The 22,555-nt window shown below is 62.6% G+C and carries 20 protein-coding genes and 1 pseudogene; 5 read left to right on the top strand and 16 right to left on the bottom strand.

Going from position 1 to position 22,555, the window contains the following annotated elements:
• Nucleotides 1–99 precede the first annotated feature (99 nt).
• The 3 genes from ligD to QTI66_RS29110 form a co-directional block, all read right to left on the bottom strand.
• The gene (gene ligD, locus QTI66_RS29120) at nucleotides 100–2,619 is read right to left on the bottom strand and encodes a DNA ligase D (RefSeq protein ID WP_444815067.1); all 2,520 of its coding nucleotides are present in this window, start codon (nucleotides 2,617–2,619) and stop codon (nucleotides 100–102) included.
• 142 nt (nucleotides 2,620–2,761) lie between these two features.
• Nucleotides 2,762–2,938, bottom strand: coding sequence for a DUF3606 domain-containing protein (locus QTI66_RS29115; protein WP_286563743.1), 177 nt, complete (start codon nucleotides 2,936–2,938; stop codon nucleotides 2,762–2,764).
• Between the two features lie 553 nt (nucleotides 2,939–3,491).
• The gene (locus tag QTI66_RS29110; protein WP_286563742.1) at nucleotides 3,492–3,707 is read right to left on the bottom strand and encodes a hypothetical protein; all 216 of its coding nucleotides are present in this window, start codon (nucleotides 3,705–3,707) and stop codon (nucleotides 3,492–3,494) included.
• A 69-nt stretch (nucleotides 3,708–3,776) separates the two neighbouring features.
• On the opposite strand from QTI66_RS29110, the gene QTI66_RS29105 reads away from it, so the two are divergent.
• The 3 genes from QTI66_RS29105 to QTI66_RS29095 all read left to right on the top strand — a co-directional run bounded on the left by QTI66_RS29105 (nucleotide 3,777) and on the right by QTI66_RS29095 (nucleotide 7,872).
• A complete protein-coding gene (locus QTI66_RS29105; protein ID WP_286563740.1) occupies nucleotides 3,777–6,974 on the top strand; it encodes an error-prone DNA polymerase in 3,198 nt (1,065 codons plus the stop codon).
• A 241-nt stretch (nucleotides 6,975–7,215) separates the two neighbouring features.
• Nucleotides 7,216–7,446, top strand: coding sequence for an AbrB/MazE/SpoVT family DNA-binding domain-containing protein (locus QTI66_RS29100; protein ID WP_286563739.1), 231 nt, complete (start codon nucleotides 7,216–7,218; stop codon nucleotides 7,444–7,446).
• A 144-nt stretch (nucleotides 7,447–7,590) separates the two neighbouring features.
• Nucleotides 7,591–7,872, top strand: a complete 282-nt coding sequence (locus QTI66_RS29095; RefSeq protein WP_286563738.1) for a type II toxin-antitoxin system TacA family antitoxin — start codon at nucleotides 7,591–7,593, stop codon at nucleotides 7,870–7,872.
• A gap of 671 nt (nucleotides 7,873–8,543) precedes the next feature.
• Here QTI66_RS29095 and QTI66_RS29090 read toward each other — a convergent pair.
• The 8 genes from QTI66_RS29090 to QTI66_RS29055 all read right to left on the bottom strand — a co-directional run bounded on the left by QTI66_RS29090 (nucleotide 8,544) and on the right by QTI66_RS29055 (nucleotide 14,717).
• A complete protein-coding gene (locus QTI66_RS29090) occupies nucleotides 8,544–9,176 on the bottom strand; it encodes a DUF2442 domain-containing protein (RefSeq protein WP_286563737.1) in 633 nt (210 codons plus the stop codon).
• Nucleotides 9,177–9,292: 116 nt separating this feature from the next.
• Complete coding sequence (locus QTI66_RS29085; RefSeq protein ID WP_286563735.1) at nucleotides 9,293–9,604, bottom strand: hypothetical protein; 312 nt, start codon at nucleotides 9,602–9,604, stop codon at nucleotides 9,293–9,295.
• A gap of 131 nt (nucleotides 9,605–9,735) precedes the next feature.
• Nucleotides 9,736–10,065: a BPSL0761 family protein gene (locus QTI66_RS29080; RefSeq protein ID WP_286563734.1), complete on the bottom strand. Its 330-nt coding sequence runs from the start codon at nucleotides 10,063–10,065 to the stop codon at nucleotides 9,736–9,738.
• A gap of 349 nt (nucleotides 10,066–10,414) precedes the next feature.
• Nucleotides 10,415–11,212 carry a hypothetical protein gene (locus QTI66_RS29075; RefSeq protein ID WP_286563732.1) on the bottom strand — a complete coding sequence of 266 codons (798 nt, stop codon included), beginning with the start codon at nucleotides 11,210–11,212 and terminating at the stop codon, nucleotides 10,415–10,417.
• Between the two features lie 195 nt (nucleotides 11,213–11,407).
• Nucleotides 11,408–11,743, bottom strand: coding sequence for a hypothetical protein (locus tag QTI66_RS29070; RefSeq protein WP_286563730.1), 336 nt, complete (start codon nucleotides 11,741–11,743; stop codon nucleotides 11,408–11,410).
• Between the two features lie 133 nt (nucleotides 11,744–11,876).
• Nucleotides 11,877–13,160 (bottom strand): AAA family ATPase, encoded by a 1,284-nt coding sequence (locus tag QTI66_RS29065; protein WP_286563729.1) that lies wholly within the window; start codon nucleotides 13,158–13,160, stop codon nucleotides 11,877–11,879.
• A 43-nt stretch (nucleotides 13,161–13,203) separates the two neighbouring features.
• Nucleotides 13,204–14,247: an HAD domain-containing protein gene (locus QTI66_RS29060; protein WP_286563728.1), complete on the bottom strand. Its 1,044-nt coding sequence runs from the start codon at nucleotides 14,245–14,247 to the stop codon at nucleotides 13,204–13,206.
• The gene (locus QTI66_RS29055) at nucleotides 14,244–14,717 is read right to left on the bottom strand and encodes a hypothetical protein (protein ID WP_286563727.1); all 474 of its coding nucleotides are present in this window, start codon (nucleotides 14,715–14,717) and stop codon (nucleotides 14,244–14,246) included. Before QTI66_RS29055 ends, QTI66_RS29060 begins: the two co-directional genes overlap by 4 nt.
• A 1,032-nt stretch (nucleotides 14,718–15,749) precedes the next feature.
• Between QTI66_RS29055 and QTI66_RS29050 the strand changes: the two genes are divergently transcribed.
• Nucleotides 15,750–16,103: a helix-turn-helix domain-containing protein gene (locus QTI66_RS29050; protein ID WP_286563726.1), complete on the top strand. Its 354-nt coding sequence runs from the start codon at nucleotides 15,750–15,752 to the stop codon at nucleotides 16,101–16,103.
• A gap of 254 nt (nucleotides 16,104–16,357) precedes the next feature.
• Here the strand turns inward: QTI66_RS29050 and QTI66_RS29045 are convergent, their stop codons facing one another.
• Nucleotides 16,358–18,061: a site-specific integrase gene (locus QTI66_RS29045; RefSeq protein ID WP_286563827.1), complete on the bottom strand. Its 1,704-nt coding sequence runs from the start codon at nucleotides 18,059–18,061 to the stop codon at nucleotides 16,358–16,360.
• Between the two features lie 234 nt (nucleotides 18,062–18,295).
• On the opposite strand from QTI66_RS29045, the gene QTI66_RS29040 reads away from it, so the two are divergent.
• Nucleotides 18,296–18,634 (top strand): site-specific integrase, encoded by a 339-nt coding sequence (locus QTI66_RS29040; RefSeq protein WP_286563724.1) that lies wholly within the window; start codon nucleotides 18,296–18,298, stop codon nucleotides 18,632–18,634.
• A 361-nt stretch (nucleotides 18,635–18,995) separates the two neighbouring features.
• Here the strand turns inward: QTI66_RS29040 and QTI66_RS29035 are convergent, their stop codons facing one another.
• The 4 genes and pseudogenes from QTI66_RS29035 to QTI66_RS29020 form a co-directional block, all read right to left on the bottom strand.
• On the bottom strand, nucleotides 18,996–19,658 hold the full coding sequence (locus QTI66_RS29035; protein WP_286563723.1) for a hypothetical protein: 663 nt from the start codon (nucleotides 19,656–19,658) through the stop codon (nucleotides 18,996–18,998).
• 314 nt (nucleotides 19,659–19,972) lie between these two features.
• Nucleotides 19,973–20,365 (bottom strand): hypothetical protein, encoded by a 393-nt coding sequence (locus QTI66_RS29030; protein WP_286563722.1) that lies wholly within the window; start codon nucleotides 20,363–20,365, stop codon nucleotides 19,973–19,975.
• Between the two features lie 355 nt (nucleotides 20,366–20,720).
• Nucleotides 20,721–21,005 (bottom strand): annotated as a pseudogene (locus QTI66_RS29025) (aldehyde dehydrogenase family protein); the annotation flags it as partial.
• A gap of 70 nt (nucleotides 21,006–21,075) precedes the next feature.
• The gene (locus QTI66_RS29020) at nucleotides 21,076–21,768 is read right to left on the bottom strand and encodes a hypothetical protein (protein WP_286563721.1); all 693 of its coding nucleotides are present in this window, start codon (nucleotides 21,766–21,768) and stop codon (nucleotides 21,076–21,078) included.
• Nucleotides 21,769–22,555 lie beyond the last annotated feature (787 nt).

The raw sequence follows: 22,555 nt of genomic DNA, 5'->3' as shown, positions 1-22,555 counted from the left end.
ACGGAGCGAATTCCACATCAGCGATGCGTGCGGCCGCCTCCCGTCTTTGATGACGCGTAGTCAAGGTCACGCGCCATGCGGTATTTTTCCCCGCCATCCTTACCGCTGGAAGCCCAGTACCCGCATCGGCTTTGCCAGTGACTGCTTCGTCGTCCAGTAGTCGGCCCAAGGGTCCACCTGCTGAAAAGACAGGTGTTCGCGCGCCGTGGCAATGGTCCACTGGGCGCCGCTCTTGAGTTCCTTCAGATCGGCCCATGCGACAGGTATCGACACGCCAAGGCCCGGCCGTGCCCGCGCAGAAAATGCGGCGGCGGTCGTGGCCCCGTGCCCGTTGCGCAGGTAGTCCACAAAGAGCTTGCCCACGCGATTGGCAGGCCCACTTTTGGCGACAAAGCGCGAGGGGATGGTCTTGGCGAGATGCTGGACGATCGCTTTCGAAAAAGCATTGACGGTGTCGTAGTCGGCACGTGGCGCCAAGGGCACCACGACGTGCAGCCCCTTGCCGCCGCTGGTCTTGAGCCATGCCCGCAGCCCCAGTTCGTCCAGCAGCGCGTGCGTGAGCATGGCCGCGTCCTGGACATGGGCCCACGAGGTGCCCTCCCCGGGGTCGAGGTCGAAGATCATGCGGTCGGGCTGGTTGATGGCCTTCTTGTTCGAGTTCCAGGTGTGAAACTCGATGACGTTGAGTTGCGCCGCGCCGGCGAGCGCTCGCGCATTCGCCACTTCGAGCAGCGACGCATGCCCTGGCCACAAGGCAGCGTCGAGCTCGGTGATGTCGGGAATGCCGATCTTTTCGCCATGCTTCTGAAAGAAGAGTTGGCCACCAACGCCTTGGGGTCCGCGCACCAGCGACACGGGGCGCCCTTTCAGGTGCGGCAGGATGAACTCCGCCACGGACTCGTAATAGCGCACCAAGTCGAGCTTCGTGAGCCCCGACGAGGCATCAATCACGCGATCGCCATGGCTCACCTTGATGCCTGCCGATGACGGCCGGTCCTTGCGCGCGGTCGACGGCCCACCGCTGCCTGCACCCGCATTCCCGACGTCGATGGCATCTGCTGCCTTGGCGGTCTCGCGCACGATCTTGCGTGCTGGCTTGTCGCGTCGCAGGCTCACGTACGACGCATGGCGCACCTGGCCATCGGGTGTCCATTCGGCAAATTCGACTTCCGCGACAAGCTTCGGCTCAACCCATCGCTCCGAGCCCGCTGCACGCCGGGACCATCGTCCTGGCTTGGCGGCGCCCGCGGCGAACGGGGGCTTGGCGATTCGAAGCGGCTCGAGCTTGCGGTGGAGGTCGTGCGCCGTTTGCGTGTTCCAGCCCGTGCCGACGCTGCCCGCCGAGACCAGGGTGCCGTCTGGCGCATGGACGCCGAGCAGCAGGCTGCCCACCTGCGCCGCGCCATCGCTGCGGTCGGTGTAGCCGCAGACGACGAACTCCTGGCGCAGCTTGCACTTGAGCTTGAGCCAGGCCTCGCTGCGGCGCGATGTGTAGGGCGCCTCCGCGCGCTTGGCAATGAGCCCTTCCAGGTTCATGCGGCACGCTGAGGCCAGCACCGAGGCGGCATCGGCCTCGAAGTCCGCGCTGTAGCGCACGTGTTCGGTCGACTTTTCGTCCAGGAGCGCCTTGAGCAGTTGTCTGCGCTCGCGCTGGGCGACGTCGCGCAGGTCATAGCCTTCGAAGAAAGGGACGTCGAACAGGAAGTAGACGATCTGCTCGGCGCCGCGCCCGCGATCGAAGGCGTTTTGCAGCGCGTTGAAGTCGGGGGCGCCATTCGGCCCGAGCACGACGATCTCGCCATCCAGATAACCGGACTGCAGGCCCAGCTGCTCGAGTTCCTTCACGAGCCCGGGCATCTTCGCCGACCAGTCGTGCCCACCCCGCGTGATGAGCCGCGCCTTGCCGCGCTCGATGCGCGTCATGATGCGGTAGCCGTCGAACTTGATCTCGTAGATCCAGTCGCCCGACGCGGGCACACCGGCCGCGAGGGTCGCAAGCTGCGGAGAAAGTTTCTGGGGCAAGGGCGCCTTGACGGCGCCCGCTGCTTGCGCGCTCGCGCCCTGCCCTTGCCGGCCTTGGGCCTTCTTCGCTGCCGTTCTTCGCGCGGGTTCAACATCAACCACAGTCGCGGTCGGTGCGCCGCGGCTCTTCGCCCCCTTGGGCGCGCCCAGGGGCTTCTTGATGACACTGTCCGGCAGGGACGTGACCACGTCATAGTCGGTCTTCGAGCGCGCAAAGGAGTCGCGCTTCTTGAACAGGATCCAGGGCTCCTGCTTCTCGCCGCCCTTGGCGATCTTCACCAGTTGCCAAAGGCCTTTGAGTTTCTCGCCGTGCAGTTCGAAGAGGAGCTTTCCTTTCGCCATGCCTTGGCGCGGATCGCCGACGGGCTCCCAGGTCCCGCGGTCCCACACGATGACCTCCCCCGCGCCGTACTGCTTGGGCGGGATCGTGCCCTCGAAAGCGCCATACGACAGCGGGTGGTCCTCCACATGGATGACCATCCGCTTGTCGCTCGGGTCGAAGCTGGGGCCCTTGGGCACTGCCCACGACACCAGCACGCCGTCCAGTTCGAGACGGAAGTCGTAATGCAAGCGGCTGGCCGCGTGCTTCTGGATCACGAACGTCAGGACACCATCGCGATCCTAGACGTGCTCTCCGCGCGGCTCGGCCGTGATGCCGAAGTCACGCTTGGCCCAGTAGCGTGCGAGGGGGTCGGTAACCTTTTCAGCCATGCTCACCGACCTCACCGCTGGCTGTGGGCTATTGCTTCGCCAGGTATTTTCGTACCGCCTCGGCCGAGTTGCCCACGGCCTTCACCGCCGCCTTGAGTTGCTCGGGCGAGCAGCCCAGGCTCTTGGACCAATCGCGAACTTCGTAGTCCTCCTTGAGGCTGATCAGCTTGCGATCCTGCGCGGTCTTTGTGGTGTCGTCGCTCATGAAAGTCTCCTTGTCGGTGAACCGAACGATCGCCAACATACGCCCGCCGCTTTGGCCTGGTTGTAGGGCGGCGCCCAATCGCGGTCGCGGCAACGCCTGTTCCATGCTCCCTATCTCCGAAGTGCTCACGAAACACGGTGCTTCCCAGGAGATCACCGCCAGGCAATCAAGGTGCTTCGGCCGGCGCAGCAGGCTTACCAAGGTTCGCCGTGATTTCCATCCAGGTCTGGTAGTCCATCAGCAAAAGCCGTCGACGCGACGCCGAAGCGCGGCGCGCCTTGCTCTTTCGACGTGCCGGGCCAGCACGCGGCACTGGCGGCAATTCAAGATTCGCCTGGCGAAGTTTGACCATCTACGAAGCATGCCATCGGGCAATGGAGTGCGCGTAGGTAGTGACCGCCATGGCGCGTGCGACGCTTCACGGTGGATGCAGCCGGATCGGCGAACGACGAAGCGGTGTTTGGATGTCGGGCCACTTGGCCGCATCGGTGCGACGGCGAGCGCAGGCGTGTCGCGCGTCAAGCGTCCTGAGGATGACAACGTCCCCCGCGCTTCAGCGCGCTGCGGGATCTTCACCGCCGATCGGGCGCAACCATACGCCCGCCGCCTCGGCCGGGGACAGCGCTCGCAGCGCAGGGTCCCTGGCCAGTGACGCGGCCAAGTCTTCGAGGTCGTCTGGATCCACCGTGCGCCAGCGCCGCTGCAACTGGTGGGCGCACGCACCGATCCATAGCTGCTCATGCCGGCTGGGATCGAGAAATTCGTCCATGCGGGTATCGTACCAAATTACTGGATGTTTGTACAGTAGTGGCTTCCATGTCCATGACGCCCTCGTTCCGTGATTCCTCCTGTTCCCCCTGCCTATGCCGAATTGCACTGCCGCTCGAACTACACATTCCTCGTCGGCGCCTCCGGGCCCGAGGAACTGGTGCGGCGCGCCGCCGAGAAGCACTACACCGCCCTCGCCCTGACCGATGAATGCTCCGTTTCCGGCGTGGTCCGTGCGCATCTTGAGGCGCGCGAATGCAGGCTGCACTTCATCGTCGGCAGCGAGATCCAACTCACCACCGCGAGCGACACCGCGTTCGCGCGCGTGGTGTTCCTGGCGCAGGACCGCCGCGGCTACGGCAACCTGTGTGAGTTGATCACCCTGGCACGCCGGCGGGCCGCCAAGGGCCAGTACAAGGCGCTCGTGGCCGACGTTGAAGGCAAGGCGCCCAAGGCGCCGCACCTGGCCGGCATGGGCGGCTGCCTTGCCTTGCTCCTTCCCGCCCCCGACGCCACGGTGGAGAGCCTGTTCGCCCAAGCCATGTGGCTGCGCACCTGGTTTGGCGATCGCGGCTGGATCGCCTGCACCCGTCCTTTGGGGGTGGACGATGAACTGCGCCTGTGGATCGCAGAGCAGGCGTCTGCGCAGGCCGGGGTGCCGATCGTCGCAACAGGAGCCGTGTTGATGCACGCGCAGTATCGCAAGCCCTTGCAGGATGTGCTGACTGCGGTGCGCATTGGCAAGACGGTGGCCGACTGCGGCTATGCGTTGCTCGCCAACGCCCAGCAGTACCTCCGGGCCCGATCAGTGTTGCCCGCGCTGTTCCCGCTGGAATGGCTGCAGGCGAGCGTGCACATCGCAAGCCAGTGCACCTTCAGCCTGGAGGAATTGCGCTACGAGTACCCTCAGGAGATCGTGCCCGAGGGCGAGACGCCGGCTTCGCACCTGCGCAAGCTCACCTACGCCGGGACGCTCACGCGCTTTCCCGCAGGCCTGCCCGACAAGGTGCGCACGCAGATCGAGCATGAACTGGCCATCATTGCCGAGCTCGCCTACGAGCCCTATTTCCTGACGGTGGCCGACATCGTCCATTGGGCGCGCGAACGCGGGATCCTGTGCCAGGGCCGCGGCTCGGCGGCCAACTCGGCGGTGTGCTACTGCCTGGGCGTGACCGAGGTCGACCCGGCGCGCATGAACGTGCTCTTCGAGCGCTTCATCAGCGTCGAGCGCAAGGAGCCGCCCGACATCGACATCGACTTCGAACACCAGCGGCGTGAAGAAGTCATGCAGTACATCTACCGCAAGTACGGGCGTGACCGCGCGGCCATCACCGGTGTCATCACCTCGTACCGCACCAAGTCGTCCTTGCGGGATGTGGGCAAGGCGCTCGGATTTCCGCTGGAGACGGTGGAGCGCTTGGCCAAGACCGCTTATGGCAACGAGAAGGAGTGGATCACCGATGCCTGCCTGGTCGAGTGCGGCCTCGTGCCCGACGATCCCGGGGTGCGCACCTGGCTCGCGCTGGCCGATGAGGTGCGCGGGTTCCCGCGCCACCTGAGCCAGCATACGGGCGGCTTCGTGATCGCGCGCGACCGGCTCAGCCGCCTGGTGCCCGTGGAGAACGCGGCGATGGAGGACCGTACGGTGGTGCAGTGGGACAAGGACGACCTGGACGCGCTGGGCCTGCTCAAGATCGACGTGCTCGCCTTGGGCATGCTCACGGCCATCCACCGCGCGTTCGACTTCGTCGCGGCCAAGCGGGGAACGCCGTTTGGCATGCAGGACGTTCCCGCCGAGTGTCCCGTCACCTACGCGATGATCCAGAAGGCCGACACCGTGGGCGTATTCCAGATCGAGAGCCGTGCGCAGATGACGATGCTCCCGCGCCTGAAGCCCGAGTGCTTCTATGACCTGGTGGTCCAGGTCGCGATCGTGCGACCGGGCCCGATCCAGGGTGGCATGGTCCACCCCTACCTGCGCCGCCGAGCGGGGGAGGAGGCGATCGAGTATCCGAGTGACGACATCAAAGTGGCGACGGAGCGCACCTTGGGTGTGCCGCTGTTCCAGGAACAGGTGATGCAGATCGCGATGCTGGCGGCGGACTTCACGGCCGGCGAAGCGGACCAGCTGCGCCGCGCGATGGGCGCGTGGCGGCGCCGCGGCGGGCTCGAGCCGCACCAACAGAAGCTGGTGAGCCGCATGCTGGCCAAGGGTTACTCGCAGGAGTTTGCCGATCGCATTTCCAAGCAGGTGGAGGGCTTTGGCAGCTACGGCTTTCCGGAGAGCCACGCGGCCAGCTTCGGCTTGCTGGTGTACGTGAGCTGCTGGCTCAAGCGCCACCATCCGGACGCCCTCCTCGCGGCCCTGCTCAACAGCCAGCCCATGGGCTTTTATGCGCCGGCGCAGTTGGTGCGCGACGCGCGCGAACACGGTGTTGTCGTGCGGCCGGTCGACGTCACGGTGAGCGACTGGTTCAGCACGCTCGAGGAGCCAGCACGTGCGATCCAGGCCCCACCGATGTCGCCACGCTGGGATTGCACCTTCAGCGAGCCGCTGCATGCCGTGCGCCTGGGCATGTCTCAGATCAGCGGCATGCGCGAGGCCGCGGCGCAGCGGCTGAAGGTCGCACGCGAGCAAGCACCTTTTGGCAGCGTGCAGGACATGGCCCATCGTGCCGCACTCGATGCGCACGACCTGCGGTGCCTGTCAGCGGCGGATGCCCTGCAGTCCTTGGCCGGCCACCGGCCCAACGCCGTGTGGGAAGCAGTCGGTGTCGAGACACGTCCGACCGAAGTGCTACACGATGCGCCCGTCCTTGAGGAGGCTGTTGAGTTCAAGGCACCCACTGAAGGCGCCGACATCGCGGACGACTATGCGTCGATGGGCCTGACCCTGCGCCGTCACCCTCTGGCGCTGCTGCGTCCCAAGCTGACCGGATGGGGGATCCGCACAGCGGAGGACCTGCGTCGCAACGGCCGGGACCAGGAGCAGGTGCGCGCCAGTGGCATCGTGACGCACCGGCAGCAGCCGAGCACGGCCAGCGGCGTCATCTTTGCGACGCTGGAAGACGAGACCGGTACGGTCAACATCATCGTGTGGCCGAGCGTGGCCGAGGCTCAGCGCGCCGCGCTCAGAGGATCGATGCTGCTCAGCGTGCAGGGCACGTGGCAATCCGAAAAGGGCGTGCAGTCCCTGGTCGCCCAGAAGCTGGTCAATCATGACATGCTGCTGGGGCGGCTGCGCGCGGCGAGTCGGGACTTCAGGTAGGGAGGTTCGGTTGGGACCCAAAAGGGGTCGTTATCGCCCATCGCACCTGGCCCGCACCCAATGCGTCAGTTTGAGCCCCACAAAGGGGTAAGTGCGGCGAAGCTCCACGCCGCAGCACAGCCGCCGGGAGCTTGCGCTACTCACAAGCCGGTTGGACCGCGATTGGCGTCTGCCCACTGACCTGATTTCCTTGTCGATGGCGAGCCCTCGGAATAAAGTGGCCAGAACACTGGAGAGCTAGATGCGTGTCGCCAAATGGGGTAACAGCCTTGCCATACGGCTTCCGTCCGCACTCGTGCGGGATTTCAGTATCGAGGAAGGAGACGAGGTGCATGTGCGCGTTGGTGGACCTCGCGAGTTGGAACTGACCGTCAGGCCGTCCAAGAAGGCAATCGTCGAGGCATTGCGCCAATTTGAAGGGCGTGCGCCTGTCGACTTCAAGTTTGACCGCGAAGAGGCAAATGAACGGTGAACCGCTGTCATCTGGCAAGCTGTCCATCAAGGAGGCCGCACGTCAACTCAAATTTCCTGACGCCGGCTACGTTTTTCATCGTCTAGCCGAGCTCAAGCTGCCACTTCCGCATCTGCCTGAGAATTTCGTCGAAGGGACTCTCTCATGTCCGCAGCCACTCCCACGACGCGCATCCAGGCGCGCATTAGCGCAGATCTGCATGCAATGTTGAAGCGTGCAGCCGAGTTGCAAGGTTGCACCATGACCGACTTCGTCGTGGCAGCCATCCAGGATGCCGCGCGTCAGGCGCTTGAGCAGGCCGACGTCATCCGGCTTTCGCCGGCTGACCAGGAGCGCTTTGCTCGGGCTCTTCTGTCGCCGCCTAAGCCGACAGCGGCGTTGAAGCGCTCCGCTGCACGGCACCGCAAGCTCCTGCGCACGGCATGAATGGCGCGCAGTTCGAACACTTGCCGCTCATTGCGGAACAGACCGCGCCGCTTCTGAATGCCGCTTGCCGGCTACTTGGCTTCACCGCTTCACCGAGCCTGCTTTTGGCGGGCCCCCAGTCGGCACTGCCGAAGCTCCTCCGCTACGTGCGCGATGCGCGGTGGTCCGGTCCTCCCAAGCCTTGCTTGGGCGCCCATCGAGTTCATAAACGACGAGGCGCCGACGATTTCAACCCGCGCTGCGGGTCGGCGCCAGCCAAGCGACCATGCCGTCGCACCATATGCCGTTGCGCTCAAAATCGCTGCTCTGCTCATGTAGCCACAGCCTGTAAGCCTCGCTAAACCCCTCGCGCGATGCCGACTGCTCATGGCAGTCGGGTGGCAAGCGTCGACCGCGTGCGCTCTCGGCGACCGCTTCAGGGTCTCCAAGCGTCGTCGATTTCGCTTGCTCAGGTCGAAGTTTTCCGGCATAGGACGCATTGTCGTCCAGGTCGAACTCAGGCAGAAGGGGAAGACGCCGCCTCGAGCTCAGTAGCTGAGAAGAAGCCTCCGAAAAGGGCCGAGCGGTTGCCAACTCAGCCCACCAGTCGCACCCAGGATCTGCTGCCGAATCGCCGGAAACACGTGGCGAAGATCAATGCGGGATGAACGAGGTGCACGCCAACACGTCCGTCAATCGGCCTTTTGACCTGCGCCGTTGTGAATCACGCGTTGAGCGATTTCGAGAGGTACGAGGCTTGCCACCAGACCGACAAGGTCGATCGCCCGATCGGTGGCGTCGAAGATCAAGCCATCTCCTCCGGGTGTGACGTAGGCATTGGCGAGCGAGGTTTCAGGAATGTCCCTGAGCAGATCGAACCGCCGAGGGTCGATCCTCAGCGTGAAGCCGGTGCTGTAGACAAGCTCCAACATGTGGGCTGCCCTGGCGTAGGTAGCGCTTGTCACGTGCGGCCTTGCCATCGCCTCGATTCCCTTGGCAAGCGCGGCTTGGTAGCTCAACTTCGAGATTGTGGGTTTATCCGCCGACGTCCCACGCGCAGCTGCCCTTCGCGCCTTCTCTTCGGCCTCTTCAGCCAATTGTTCCGAACTCAGGCCGATCCACTGCTCGACCGGGTAGCACCTTGCAAAGTGTTCAAGGTTTCCCTTGGAGGGGTAGTGGCGAAGGACCATGAGTGCTTCTCGCATCAGTTCCTTGGGCAACTCCCCGCCGAATCGCTCGCGATGCTTGTCGCGCTCGCGAGCAATCTCATACAACATCTCGCCCGCCCAGACGAGTGCGCGCAGCCGTTCATGGGGCATGGTCATTTGATGATCCTTTGATGAGTGCGGGGCGAGATCGAATAGATCGGACCCGACGGGTGGGAGTTGTTCATCAACGATTAGCGAGCTGATCACCTTGCCGCGTCTTTTGGGAGCGGCCCTCAAGATCCGACAGTGCTGTTCTGGAGTGAGGGGATCAAAGTCGGACGCCACGTCAACTTTCGACCTTTCGGCCGCGACTGGCCGTTGGTCTGTGGGCCGTCGCGCCGGGTCGCCACCCGCAATGGCCAGTAGCCTTTCTCGATCCGCTTCAGTGCGGGGACGTCCAGGTCCCGATGCAAGGCCTTCTTGCACAAGTCGACGTAAGCGTTCAACACCCGCACGACGGTCATCGATTGCTTCTTCACCACATGTCTCACTTTGATTCGGCCGATGTGGCTCACCTTGCGATGCCATGACGCTTCCTTTTTCAACGACTTCATCCTTCTTCGAGTCCAGCTCCAATCTGCCCCATTTCCAGGCGATGCCAGCTCTGCCCCGCACGGCGCGAGTCCAACAAGACGTGAGCCACGGTGCGTTCGATTGAAACTTCATCGGCAGCGCCTCAGATGTTGTCGTCTGCCTTGCCATCTGATGTGTCATCGATGAGCTTCTCGAATGCCGGGGCATCCTCCGTCAAGCGTGCCGCGGCGACGGCCTCCATCGCGTCCCGGCGCGTCAAGGCCAGCCAGTTCTTCATTTCGCTGGAGACAACGGCAACTCGCATTTCAGCGGGCGAGGGATAGTGACGCAGGATGGCTCTCGCATGGTCAACCATTCGACGCGGGACAAGACCATCGAACCGCGCCCGATCTCCCGGCGTGCCATGGGCAACGTGCATCAGAAATTCGTATGCTGACTCAAGCGCCCGCAATCTTTCGTGGGGAAGCGTCATAAGTCTTTGGCGCACCGTCTGGGCACTGCGGCGGGCTGGCACGTTAGGTCTGCATCCACGAACCGTGGTCGCTCGCGCGTAAGTTCAATGAAGCGCTCTTTCGGAATGCCCCGGAATGCTTGATCGCCTGGTGATGCCGTTGATCCCTTTTTCTGCAGGTACGCGGGAATGACCTCGAGTGCCACCGCGCAACCCATCACTGCCTTGGCCCCATGCGTGGGGAACGTCTCATAAAGCCCGCTTGCAACGCAGTGATGAGAGATCGTTGCGGATGGAACATCGTCACACCGTGGTCGCACGCAATTGCCCACGCGTTGGCGGCAGCCACCATCGATTGGCTCGGCGTCGGTCATGACCTACCTCGCGAGATCAAGTTGTAGGGCAGATTCCTTCCCTTGAACCTCAGGAATTTGTACTCGAAGCCAGGCCGGATCTCGCTTTCCTCCTCCAGTGAAGCCTGCTCGCTCGCAGAGAGCAGGGGCTCAGTCGCCAACTCCAGGAATTCATCAATATCCCACTCCCTGCGCAACGAGCTGTGGTGATCACACACGCACAACTTCAGCGAGTTGAGCTCCGAGATCTCAGCCTTTTCACCGCAGATGACGCACCTGGAATCACAGGCAACCTTGGCTTGTTTCACCTGCGCCTCGATACATGTACGGGCCTCAGCGACGATGTCAGTTCCTTTCGTGGAAAACGCGGCTTCCACGCAGTAGCACAGGTCCAGTCCGCCCCGATGGCGCCCGATGCAATCCCAGTTGAAGACCAGTTCGGTGGCCGCTGCGATGGCATGGATTTCATTGCACGCCTCCGCGATGGGCAGCAACCATCCCCTGTAGAGGTGATAGGACGCGTGGCATGCTTCCTTGAACATGAGTGGAAATCGCCGTCGCAACTCCGCATATGTCCTTGCAAGAGCGGGTTGACGCGTTTGCTCGGCCATTGGAGAAGGCTCATCCCAGTCGGTCAATTGCAGAAGCTCCTCCTCCGTTGGGAACTCAAGCAATAGCATGAGTGCCATCGCGGTCAGGTCTCTCGGAATCTCGCCGCCAAAGTATTGCTTGTGCCTGGCAGGCCGCGGACCCATTTGAAACAGCAGGTCTCGCACCGTTGCGAGCGCATTGAACTGATCGACGCTAAGTTTCACGTTTGAAAATCCTTCCTGGTTGTGCGGCTCCGTAGCTCGCCTCATCACGATTGAGCGTGGACACACACGCGTCACAGGGACGACGGCTCCAAGGGGAAGGCCAGGGCTCGCAACTTCCACTTCAAGCGGTCTGCCGCATGCATTTCACAAAGCGTTCATCACCAAGGTTCCCCTGCACGGCTTGAGGTCGCGCACTCAGTCGCGCTTTGCGGGAGGAATACGCAGATTCAAATCGAAGTCGTCCTTGAGGTTCAAGGTGGGACGGCTCGTCTTGGACTCGCCCGCCCCACCGGATCTTTCATCGCGGCGATTGCGAAGGGACACCAGCAATTGCTCCAGCGTCCACCCGGAGGCTTCTTCCAACTCGTCGGGATCGCAGTACTGGCGCAAGACACGCCACGCCTGGACCCGCAACCCCTCCGGAAGCTCTCCACCAAAGCGTTCCAGATGCCTTTCAGGGTGGCGCGCGATCTGGTCGAGAAGGCGGAAGGAATCGCATAGCGCTCCCAGGTTGGCAATGATTGAAAGCATTGAATGGGTCCTTTCATCAAAAGTTCGGCCTGTTCGATTCCGCTGTGCCGGCCTTCGCCTGCCGGGCAAGGGGATGCGGCGTGGGCCGGGTCCGTGGAACCGGCGATGGAAGATGCGAAAGCCGCCATACTTTTCAATGAAGCTTTCTGCCTTCCGCGCCGGCATCCGTCCCATCTGCTGGCAAGTCGGCTGCGGTCAGGTGTCGACGATCGCCCCGCACCGCTCGGGCGACCGCCTGGTGCACAAAATGCCCGATCTCGCGCGGCGTGAGATGCGCAATCTTGTGCGACCACGCGTCGTGCGGCATGGCGAAACCCGGAACACCCGCCTCCGCGATGACACTGCGCACCACCACGCGTGCCAACTGCAGCGCCTGCTCGCCCGTGGGCGCAAGGATCACGAATTCGCGGAACCGCGAAAGCAGCGACTCGGGCACCTTGCTTCGGTCGTTGGATGTCGCGATGAAGGTGGCCAGGCGCGCATCGAAGTGGATGCCCAGGAACGCATCACAGGCGTTCGCTGCCGTTGTCGGTTCGAGCAATGAGTGCAAAGGCGCTGCCGGGTTGCAGTTGCCTCCGACGGCGGCCTTGTCGAGCTCTTCGATCATGAACATGGGGTCTGCGCGCCTACCCAAGACGATCTCGTCAAACACCATGCCCGGACAGGCTGTGCTCCAGTGGCGCTCTGTGCCCAACAGGGCGGCTGCCGCCTGCGCATTCTCCATGGAATGCACGCGGATCGGCTTGCCAAGTCGCCTGGCCAACTCGTTGGCATAGCGGGTTTTGCCAACGCCCGGATCCCCCGTGAGGTGGATGGCGGGGATGGTCAATGGCTTGCCCGAGACCTGGGACAGGTAGACCCGGTTCTCGACAAACGCGGTGACCTCCTGAAAGTGCGGAAAGCCCTCACGCAATTCAGCCAAGGATTGGCGCCAGGCACCCGGATCCCGGGCCGGATTCGCCACTACACGATACGGCCCCAATTCAAACAGCTTCTCGAACAGGTCGCATTCATGCTTTCGATGGTCGTCGTCGCGCGCGGCGAGCGAGACCTTGGCAGCGCGCACCAGTTCGGCGCCTGTCAGGACACGATAGGCGCTGTATTCGCCAATGGGCGGATCACGCTGTTCAAACGCAGCAATAATGCCCTCCTCGTTGTCAAAGCCCTCAAAGTTGGCAACAGCTGCCCTGTACTTGAAGAGCTTGCTTCGCGTCCCGCCTTCGTCTTTTGCGCTTTCGGCCTGGACGCGCGCTTCCTGTTCCTCCTGTTGCCTCTTGCGCTGCTTCAACTCCTCCAGCAGCGCCTCTTTGACCGCGTACGGCACAAGAATCCGGGCGTCGCGCTCACCGTAGTTCCGATCCGGCAAATGCGTCGCAAAGCCCGGCGGCTCCTCGCCGTCCCAACGTGCCTTTGTCATGCCGCATCTCCCGCATCGCGTTGGCCCGCAGACATTTGCACTTTCATGCGCCGTCCTCCCCGGCCGACGGCTTGTCGTCGGGGGCCGCGGCACGCGCCATCAGGTCGTTGTGCAGCGCCTCCCATTGCGCGTGGGTCTGCTCGAGGGTTCGTTTGAGGTTCTCACGGCGCAAAAGAAATGCGCTGCGCAACATGCAAAACTCAGCGTGGGTGATGCCCTTCGTCGGCTGGCACAGCACGATGAAGGGCTCATACCGGGCCCGTATGTCGTCCGGGCACATGGCAAGCGCTTCCTGGATGTCTCTGCCGGACAGGGTGTCGTCCAGGATGACAAAGTTTTGGATATACGCCGGGTGCTCTCCAAGCCAGAACTGGATCTCGCGCCACCGGTTGGCGTGGCGAAGCCCGACCTTCGTCATGTTGTCCCCGTGAAGATTCTCGACGACGAAATCAAGGTCGCACCGCTTCATGATCTCGACCAGTGCCGGCCCGAAGAAATACCGCCAAGACGTCGACAGCACGTACTCGGGCTTGAACTCCCCGTGCAGGAACGCCAGATGCTGCACCGCCTGCGGGTCAAACAGCAGGCGCCAGAAGTTCGGGCGCCTGTCGAGGACCTCGTCGGTGTTCGCGCCTTCTTGCAGGAGTTCGCGCATGACGTCGAACATGCCCTCCGCATCCAGGCAGATCACATCGTCGAAGTCCAGGAACATTACCGTCCTCAAGTTCAAGCGGCTGCGGCGTTCTTCGGCGGCGCGTTGGGCGCCGATGCGCATCACCCACAGGCAGGCCAACGCATCGTCCGTTCGGCCTTCCGCCAGGAGCTTCAAAGGAGTGACGCCGTCGAAGGGAGCGAGTTCGCCTTCGCGGACCCACAGGAGCGCTTTGTCGAGACTTCCGAGGGCACGCTGCGCAGACTCGAGCACGCTGAGGCTCTCCCCGAGATAGGGCCTGGTCCATTCGCTGTCGCCCTGGCTCTGCAGCCGATCGTGATGCTCAAGTGCACGGGAACTGAATTCGCTCAGGGCCCAGCCCACGGCATGGCACCACGCGCTCCCATCCGGTGTTCGAAGATCGTCGATCGTCATGCGTGAACGATTGCGTTGCGCAGAAGGTCGGTGAACGCCTTGCGCCCGCATGCCTGCGGAGTATGGGCCTGGCACAGTGTGCGCAGCCAGTCAGGAGACGGCATCGTCTTTCCTGGCGCACCGCAAATCATGCAGGTCCCCAAGGATTTTCTTTCTACCTCGTCGATGAGGCGGTCGATCTTGTCGGCAACACGATCCCCCCTGCGGGTTGCCGTGACGAATTTGCCAAGGCCCTGGGCGTCCAAGACCATGCGCGAGCTTCCCCCGTATGAAAAGTAATAGCGCGCCGCGCCGAACTTCTCCTTGGCCTGGGAGAAGTGAAACCCGTTCTTGTTTGCGCCGAGCAAGGCGTCGATCTGCTCGCACGCCTTGGCGAAGTCGGGCAACCAACCGGCGTAGAAGGTCAGGCCGATGTTTTCGCCTTCAAACATGTAGCCGAAGCGGGCTTTGAGATCTTCGAGGGAAATCACTTCAATCTCCTTGCGGGCGTCCGGCCCAGTTCCTCTTGAGCAGCGTCAACCAAGGTGATCGATCGCACCGGTCGTGCCGCCTTGTTGGCATGCCGCCTTCGACAAACGAGCAACGCCGGCTGTCGAAGCGCAGGGACTTCCCGCGCCGCCGACTGGGAGAGGCACCGAGCCGCGCCGAAGGTCCCGTTTGCATGCTGACAGTGCAAGTGGTGTCCGGCTTCGATGAGGAGTGCATCCACCTGCTCCCAGGCGTTGGCGAAGTCAGGATGTGCACCGGCGTGCCGGGTCAAATCCATGCGAGGCCCACTCACATCTCTGACGCGACGCTTGAAATCTTCGATGCGGCGCACTCGGTCCCACGGTCGTGTCAGGATTTTCTCGGCACTGCCGGACGAGGGCCTGATCGATGCAGGAGAAGAAGCGGCACGATGTGTATGTGAATACAGCATATGTCGATTTGCCATATGCTCATTTAACCTGATCCGCGCATGTCTTGCAATCGAATATCGGCACCAAGGGCCCCTGGATCTACCGAAGGCGGCGCGGCGACTTAATGTGGAACGGCGCAGAAAATGCGCACAGGGGCCCCTGCGACGCCCTCCTCCTGAAAATGGCCAACGGGCGCGGCGGTACCGGCCATTTGCGCGGAGCCGTCCAGCACGATCTGGCCCTGCCGCCCCATCAGGGGCGATCGATCGCGTGCGTTTCGGATCCTCCGCGCGAGACCCCTGGTGATTATGTTGACGGAGAGCTGGGCCTCCGTTCCCTCATTTGTCAGCGAAAGCGCCGGGCTAATCGCAGTCCCCAGCGATGCACCCTGAACTCAAGCCCCATGGTTTTTCGTCATTTTCGACTTCGCGCTCGAGGAACGACCCGGTTCTTCGTCGCAGGATATTCCCCCTAGATGATCAATCTAAATATGGTTTATTGTCATATGCCGATTATCCATATATCAAACTAGCCCCCATCCTTTCGCGCCATGCAAGGAATTGGCGCATGAAACGGACAGACTCTAGGCAAGAAGCACGACTGGTGGCCGAGCTCATCAAGGAGGCTCGACTCGCCGCAAACCTCACGCAGGCTCAGGTTGCAGATCGCCTCAACGCGCAACGAGAGGCGGGCTCGACAAGGATCGCGGAGCTCGAGCTGGTCATCGATCTCCTGAAGGAGGTGCGCCTGGGCAGGCACCTGACGCAAGCGCAGTTGTCAAAGCGTGTCGTTTCGGTGGGCCAGGACGAACTCTCGCGAATCGAGAGTGGCTCACGCCGCCTGGGATTTGTGGAGTTGCGAAATCTGCTCAAGGCCATGGACATTGAGATGGTGGCTTTTGTCGCCGAGTATGAAAAGCGCCTGCCAACGGTATTGGCGTCGATGACCGAGAAGTAATTCTTGGGTAGAAGGAATTTGGAAATTGCGCGTGTTTCAGGCCGCGGGTGCCGGATCGGAGGACGGCGCGCCGCGCGTGCGCTTCAGACTCACCCCGTTCAATGGCTCCTGAATCCCTCTAGCGCTGTGATGGGACGGTAGAAGAGGCCCAGATCCCAGATACACCGCGGCGCCCTCAACCGAAAAGAGAAATTTCTGGCTGACTGGGCCGCAGATGGCGCAGCCCCGCCCCGCCAAGGCGAGCCGCGGTGCGTTCAGTTTTGGGGCTTTCCGCCTGCGAAGGAAACGGGAAACGCCTCCCCGATTTGCCGCGCCCGCTGGATCTCATCGGCATGCAGGTACACCGATGTGGTGGCGACGGAGGCGTGGCGCAGGTTATCGCGCACGGTGGTCAAAGCCACCCCGTGGGCGAGCGCATGGCTGGCGTGCGTGTGCCGCATCCAGTGGGGCGTGGCGCGCTTCAGCTTTTCTGCTGTGGATGGGCTCACCTTTTCCAATGAGGCCGCAGCCCGCAGGAAAAATCGCCGCATGAGGCTCCACAGGCGCGACCCTGAGATGCCTGCGCCATCCTCGGCCAGCGCAGGCACCAGCGGCACTTTGGGATTCCAGAGTTCCCGGGACAAAGGCAGTCCCCGCTGCACCAGATAGTGCTCGAGCGCGCTTCGCGCCATGAATGGGAGCGCCACCTTGCCGCATTTGCTGCCCTTGCCCGTGACGTTGAGCCAATGGGCGTCCTGCGCGTCGCACTCGATGGCCCCCAGCCGGGCGGCGACCATCTCGCTGGGGCGAAGCCCGGTCGCGTACCAGAACTCCAGCACAAAGCGAAGGCGCTGCGCGCTCTCCGGCGTCCAGCCATCGGTCCACTCGATGCCGTCGGCGGTGCCCCGCACCAGCGTCCACTCGTGGTCCGTGAACATGCGGGAGGCATCGAACGCCTTTTCATGGCGGGCGCCTTTGACTTTGACGCCGGCAAAGGGATTGCCCAGCAGGTAGCGCTGCTCCACCAACCAGCGAAACAGGGCGCTGACGACCGACAGGGCGTACGCCACAGACATCGGCGCCAGGTTGTCCTGGAATGGGCGCCATTCGCCGCAAGCGCGGGGCCGCGCCGGGCCCACCCAGCGCCCCCGCGGCGCGGGCCGCCGCAGGAACGCCCGATATTGAATGGCGTCTTCCATCACGAGCGACGACAGCGCTTTCTTTTGCTCCAGGATGGCCCACAGTAGCAGGCGCTCGGCCTCCTTGCGGTACGCGCGCCGGGTGGCCTGCGAATCCTGGAGGGCAAGCCAGGCCTGCACGGCTTCGTAGTCGTTGCGCGCCGCCAGCAAGCACGTGCCCGCCGGCGCGCGCAACAGACCCTGCGAGCCATCCAGGTCCTGCGGCACAAAGCCCTCTTCCATGTGCTCCCAAGGCACGATCGGGCCCACGGGGACCACCACCAGCGCCTTGGCACGCTCCGTCAAGGCGGGGTGAGCCGCAAAAAAGGCTTCGATCGCCCTCCCGGACTTCACGCCCAAGCCTGGCACGGTGGCCCACCAGCGGCGGGCGCGCGGCACCCGCACGGTCAGGTCCGCCAGCGTCTGGATGCCGTGGGCGTTCAGGGCATGCGCCGCGCGCGTGGGCAACCAGTGCGCCACGGGATCCGTCACAAGCGGCTCGGGGACCGGCAGCGAGCGCAGCAGTTCCATGGCGTCATGGATCGCCCGGGCGTTGCGCTCGCGCCCCTGGACAGGCTGCGTGAAGAGCGCTGCCAGGTCTTCGCGTTGGCGCGCGCGTGCATGGCGCGCGAGCTGGCGCCGCACGTTGCCGATGGCAGTGCGCGCCGAGCGCCCTTGCACCATTTGCGAGGAAAGGTATTGCGACGCGGCCGCGTGCGCGCTCAGCCCTTCGTACCACGCGCGCAACGCAGAAAGTTCCGCCAGACCCGGAAAGCCGATTTCGTTGGCACGGCCCTGCACCGCACTGGCCTGGGCCTCAGGTGTGCGGGCCGCACGGGACTGCCCTGCTCTGCCTTTGCGCACGCATGTCCTTTCGGGGGCTGTGGCGATGGCGCGAGCCTAATCCTGGCCGGCCGGTCGTGCTGAAACAAAGTGCTATCGCGATAAGTCTTCTTATCACAATAGCAACTTTCGACACACCGAGCGTGCCGACACAGAAGTGCGTGGACGGAAAACTGGAGGGGAGTGCTGCTGATGGACATCAATGAAGAGGCCGGCTCTGTGAAATCCGAGGCGGGTATCCGTGCTGTGCCCGTTCATGCTGAAGTGGTGCGTCTCGGTTTCGAAGACTACGTCAACGACTACAAGGCCGGCGGCAACGAGAAACTGTTTGATCTGTACGAACAGCCAAGCCGGACAGGGCGACTTACTTCAGCGACTACTTCCGGGACCTGCGCAACGAGGGCTGGCATTACCACTCGCTTGCAAGATTTCCACGCGCTGAGGACCACCGTGTCAACGGCGATGCGGGGGGCACACCCTGCTATCAGCGAGACGATCATTGACCTGCCCCGTGTCTACAAGACCACTTGAACCCACCGCATCAAAAATAAGCATTGCAGCGGGCTTCAGGACTCCGGCACCAATCGGATCTCACGCCGCTCGACTGATCACGCACTCAGCGGCTTCACATCGCAAGCGTCTAGAAATTCTTTTTCCATAGGCCCTAGGTTTCTCGAGAAGAGTCGGGCGACTGTTTCCACAGCTGCTATTGCATAGGTCGCCTCCGACTTGCCCGAGGCAAGCAATTTTCGGGAGTGCCTGAGCGAGATGCTGATGGTGGCGGCCAAGTCGGACAGTTGGGACGTTGTCATGTTGTTGTGAGCAATGCAGTATTGAGTGGCGTGAAGCGCTTGCGGGCGATGAGGCTGGAGGACGCTACTTTAGTATTTGGCTATTTGAACGGCCCCGGCCGGTCGATGCGCCATTGCTCTTGAACGCGTCTTTGTTCATCTTCGCACTCGCTTTCAAATCGCTCTTCTTCCGTAAGCTCGCCGCGATCCCGCCTTTCTTCGTCTGCTAAGCGCATTAGGTGACGCTGCACCCCGACCGTGAGTGGGGCCGGTTTGTGAGTTTCAACAGCCCACCCATCCTCGTGCCTCCATAGCTGTGTAGGCTTGCCGGTTGACAGTGAATAGAACTTTGCAGCCACCTGAGCCGCTTCCTTCGTCGCGCATTTCAGCAGGCTCATGTCGCCTGAAAGAATCCCGTCTAAGTCTTCCTCCCGGGGAAGTGCGCGAAGCGCTGTTTCGCGCTCTTGACGACGTTGCGCTTCCTCGGACCTTCTCGTACGTTCCTCGGCAATCAAGCGCTCGACATGAAGTGGTGGCATCGCCGGGCGGGCACAGCTCCATTTGTCATTCGCACGAATAACATCTATCGGTTCCCCGGAAATTTCCGCATAAAACCTTGCAGCAAGTGAAATGTCTGCGAAGGTATCGCACACGCGCTCCTTGCCGTCGTCGCTGACTAAACCTGGCAGCTGCCCTTCACGGTACTGCGGTTCATCGGCGAATTCCGCGTTGTCCCAAATCTCTTGTTCCCACTCCTCCATCATCCCTCCTCAAGCATTAGCTCCGGTCAATGCGTCCTCCCGCCCATCAGCGGTCTGAAGATTTGCGGGTCCTCATCCGGCGATCACGGACGCAGGGCCTCCCGGGGCGAGATTGGCGGCTCGGGCAGTTGCCTCGCCGTCATCATTCCCCTCGCCATACCACGTAGGCCAAGGTCAGGACCGTGAGATCAAGGAGAAGCGCCGCCAGCGCCACGCACAAGGCCTTGCGAGTGAAGAGGCGCTTGGCTAAACGCTCCGGCCACATCCCGCGCCACGCGGCGAGGTACTCTGCCCAAGCTTCCTCGAACAGGCTCGGTTTAGGCACGCGCCACTTCTTCGTGCGACGCGTGTCCGCCGGCCACGATGGCTTCACAGACCAAACGTCGCGCAATCGCCGAATCGACCTTGAACCCCTTGTCGAAGAAGAAGGACTGCACCATGGGCGTAAGGTGGAGGATCGCCTGCGTGAGTTCGCCTGCTTTGCCGGTATAGCTCTCGTGCATCTTGTGGCTCACCCTGAGCATGCAGTCAGAAATGAGCGCCTTAGTTTGATCGTCTTTGGCTGTTGGATCAAAGACCGCTTCATACGCGGCCTTCGTGCCCAGGATCACTGTCTTCGCGACAAGGAAGACCACGAAACCAATAATAAAAACGACGCCGATTAACGCTTTGCCCATGAACCCCTCGACTCCAAGTTGTTGAGGTTTCATTTTGATACGTACCTATGCCACCCAGGCAGGGGCGCAAACCCGAACCAAGCAACACCCTTGTCTTCCGGGCCTTGAACTATCTTCGACGACTCGCGTGCCTCGCCATCGACGCGCCGATTTCTCGGGCCTCCTTGGCCCTCTCCCGCGCCCTTGCTTCCGCCGGGTTCGCCTCGGCCCTCTCCGGCGCCCCGCGCAGCACGCACCACCAAGATTGCGGATAGACCGGGCCGCTTCCCTTGCTGCCCCGGGGTCACCTATGCCGATGTGGCGCGAACAAAGACCAAACAAAGGCGGCGTTGAGTGACCTGATCATCCAGTGGTTGCGATCCTACGAAGTGGGGAGCCTACAACCCGCGAAGAGAGACTTTTTCCAGCCGCCGAAGCCATGCCAGGCCACCGGGCCCGGAATCGGGACGTTGATGCCGACCATGCCGACCTGAATGCGACGGCCGAACTCCCGCGCCACGTTTCCGTCGCGCGTGAAGCATGAGACCCCGTTGCCGAATTCGTGATCGTTGATCAAATCGAGGGCTTCTGCGAAATCGCCCACTCGCACGCACGACAGCACGAGCCCGAAGATCTCTTCCTTGTAGATCCGCATCTCGGGCATCACGTGATCAAAGAGGGTTCCCCCAATCCAGAGGTCGACGGCAACCCTGCCGCACTTCGCCTCAAGGAACGATGAAGCAACCGATAGTCAACGCCGTCCCCTATCGCAAGATCCGGCAGTTGCCAAATTCGCAGCGGATCGCCAGGACTTCACCGCCGCCGCAGGCGACTCTGTACGCCTCGAAGCCTGCCCCCTTTTCCACCATCGAGGCGCTGGGCGTGGTGCAGGCCTGCGACTTGGCAATGCGCTCTGCGTTGTAGGTGTCGGCGCCGGTGGCCTTCGGTGCGGAGGCGCGCTCAAGCGCGGAAGTCGTGGAGGGGCCAGATTTGTGAACTGCGGCCATTTCGACTGAAGCGTTGGATGGCGGCTGATTCGACGCGGCCAAGGCTCGTCCAAGCGCAACCGAAACAACGGTCGGATAGTCGTACGCGGCGCCCGTCGCCACGTCCACACCGACGCCGATGACACCGCCGAACAGGATGTTGCCGAAGGCCATGGCCTTGGTACTCGACTTGACCGCAACGGCACCTTGCGCGTAGTCCTGCTTTGTGCACGTGACTCCGAGGTCATCGAAACTGCGATGGACGGTGGTCGAGCCTGGAGTGGTCACGTACCACGTTCCCTTGTTGTTGGTGAGTTTGCAGGTGGCCCCGGCCACCGAGTCACTATCGCTTTTTGTCTCAACCGAGATGGTCTGATTGGAACCACTAACGATGGAAGCGCAGCCAACAATTTGGGTCAAGGCGGCAACGGCGAACAAAACTCGAAGATTCATGATCAAGGGGACTGGCATGGCAAGAACGCCAAGGCGAGCCTACTGTAACTTGTTGTTACATCTACTGGGGTCTCCACTGTGGGCGTCAGTTTTCCCTCGAAAGTCCGCCCCAGCGGGCGCTGTGGTGCGCTCCCTTGTCAGCCGGGCGAGCTCGCGGGGCCGTGCGCCGCGCGCCTCCCTTCTCGAGCGTGGGCTCATGCAACACCGACCACACACGCCCGCCACGCCAAAAAAGGGGGCAGGGCCTACGTGGGCCGGCTCATGGATCGCTTCAGCGTCAAACGCGTGATCGGTGGGTCCATCCTGTTGTTCAGCATCAGCGTGGCATGCACGGGATTTCAGAACGGGAGCCGACTATTGTGGGGAGGCCTCTCGTTGCTGGTCGGCGTCACTGGCGCGGCGACCTCAGTGTTGGGCTACCTGTCCCAAAGAGCCCAAGAGCACTTGCCCCGACCATAAAAGCGCGCATCCGTTTGCCAAGAAGAGCTCTCGAGCTCTCGCGCCGCAAAGCAGACCAAGTGCCAGTTCACTGGCATGCTGAAACAGCATACAGGGTGTCTTGTTCAGATCTAAACCGGACTGCCTCACTGCCAACATTCCCTTACCGGCCGAGAAGCGAGCAGCTTCGACACCCTCAACCTCTTTGGCCACGCCATCGCCTTCCGTCACTGGACGCGAGAACCGTCGCAAAGGTACGCGGCGCTTGATCGCTGATTCGACGAGAAATTGGGAGTACAGCAACCTGCACTTTTGGCCCGCAGACCTGTGCGGCCTTTGCTATGTTGACAAATATGCCTTTTTCGCA

The organism is Variovorax brevis (assembly GCF_030317105.1).
GTDB lineage: Bacteria > Pseudomonadota > Gammaproteobacteria > Burkholderiales > Burkholderiaceae_C > Variovorax > Variovorax brevis.
The sequence above is the reverse complement of the archived record's forward strand: the minus strand, read 5'-3'. Positions and strand labels throughout refer to the sequence as shown.

Bases quoted from the DNA above. Each gene is read 5' to 3' on its own strand.
- QTI66_RS29060 (WP_286563728.1), bottom strand. From the start codon at position 14,247: ATGACGATCGACGATCTTCGAACACCGGATGGGAGCGCGTGGTGCCAT.
- QTI66_RS29035 (WP_286563723.1), bottom strand. From the start codon at position 19,658: ATGATGGAGGAGTGGGAACAAGAGATTTGGGACAACGCGGAATTCGCC.
- QTI66_RS29110 (WP_286563742.1), bottom strand. From the start codon at position 3,707: ATGGACGAATTTCTCGATCCCAGCCGGCATGAGCAGCTATGGATCGGT.
- QTI66_RS29090 (WP_286563737.1), bottom strand. From the start codon at position 9,176: ATGACCATGCCCCATGAACGGCTGCGCGCACTCGTCTGGGCGGGCGAG.
- QTI66_RS29040 (WP_286563724.1), top strand. From the start codon at position 18,296: ATGGACATCAATGAAGAGGCCGGCTCTGTGAAATCCGAGGCGGGTATC.
- QTI66_RS29080 (WP_286563734.1), bottom strand. From the start codon at position 10,065: ATGACGCTTCCCCACGAAAGATTGCGGGCGCTTGAGTCAGCATACGAA.
- QTI66_RS29065 (WP_286563729.1), bottom strand. From the start codon at position 13,160: ATGACAAAGGCACGTTGGGACGGCGAGGAGCCGCCGGGCTTTGCGACG.
- QTI66_RS29100 (WP_286563739.1), top strand. From the start codon at position 7,216: ATGCGTGTCGCCAAATGGGGTAACAGCCTTGCCATACGGCTTCCGTCC.
- QTI66_RS29115 (WP_286563743.1), bottom strand. From the start codon at position 2,938: ATGAGCGACGACACCACAAAGACCGCGCAGGATCGCAAGCTGATCAGC.
- QTI66_RS29095 (WP_286563738.1), top strand. From the start codon at position 7,591: ATGTCCGCAGCCACTCCCACGACGCGCATCCAGGCGCGCATTAGCGCA.
- QTI66_RS29020 (WP_286563721.1), bottom strand. From the start codon at position 21,768: ATGCCAGTCCCCTTGATCATGAATCTTCGAGTTTTGTTCGCCGTTGCC.
- QTI66_RS29070 (WP_286563730.1), bottom strand. From the start codon at position 11,743: ATGCTTTCAATCATTGCCAACCTGGGAGCGCTATGCGATTCCTTCCGC.
- QTI66_RS29030 (WP_286563722.1), bottom strand. From the start codon at position 20,365: ATGAAACCTCAACAACTTGGAGTCGAGGGGTTCATGGGCAAAGCGTTA.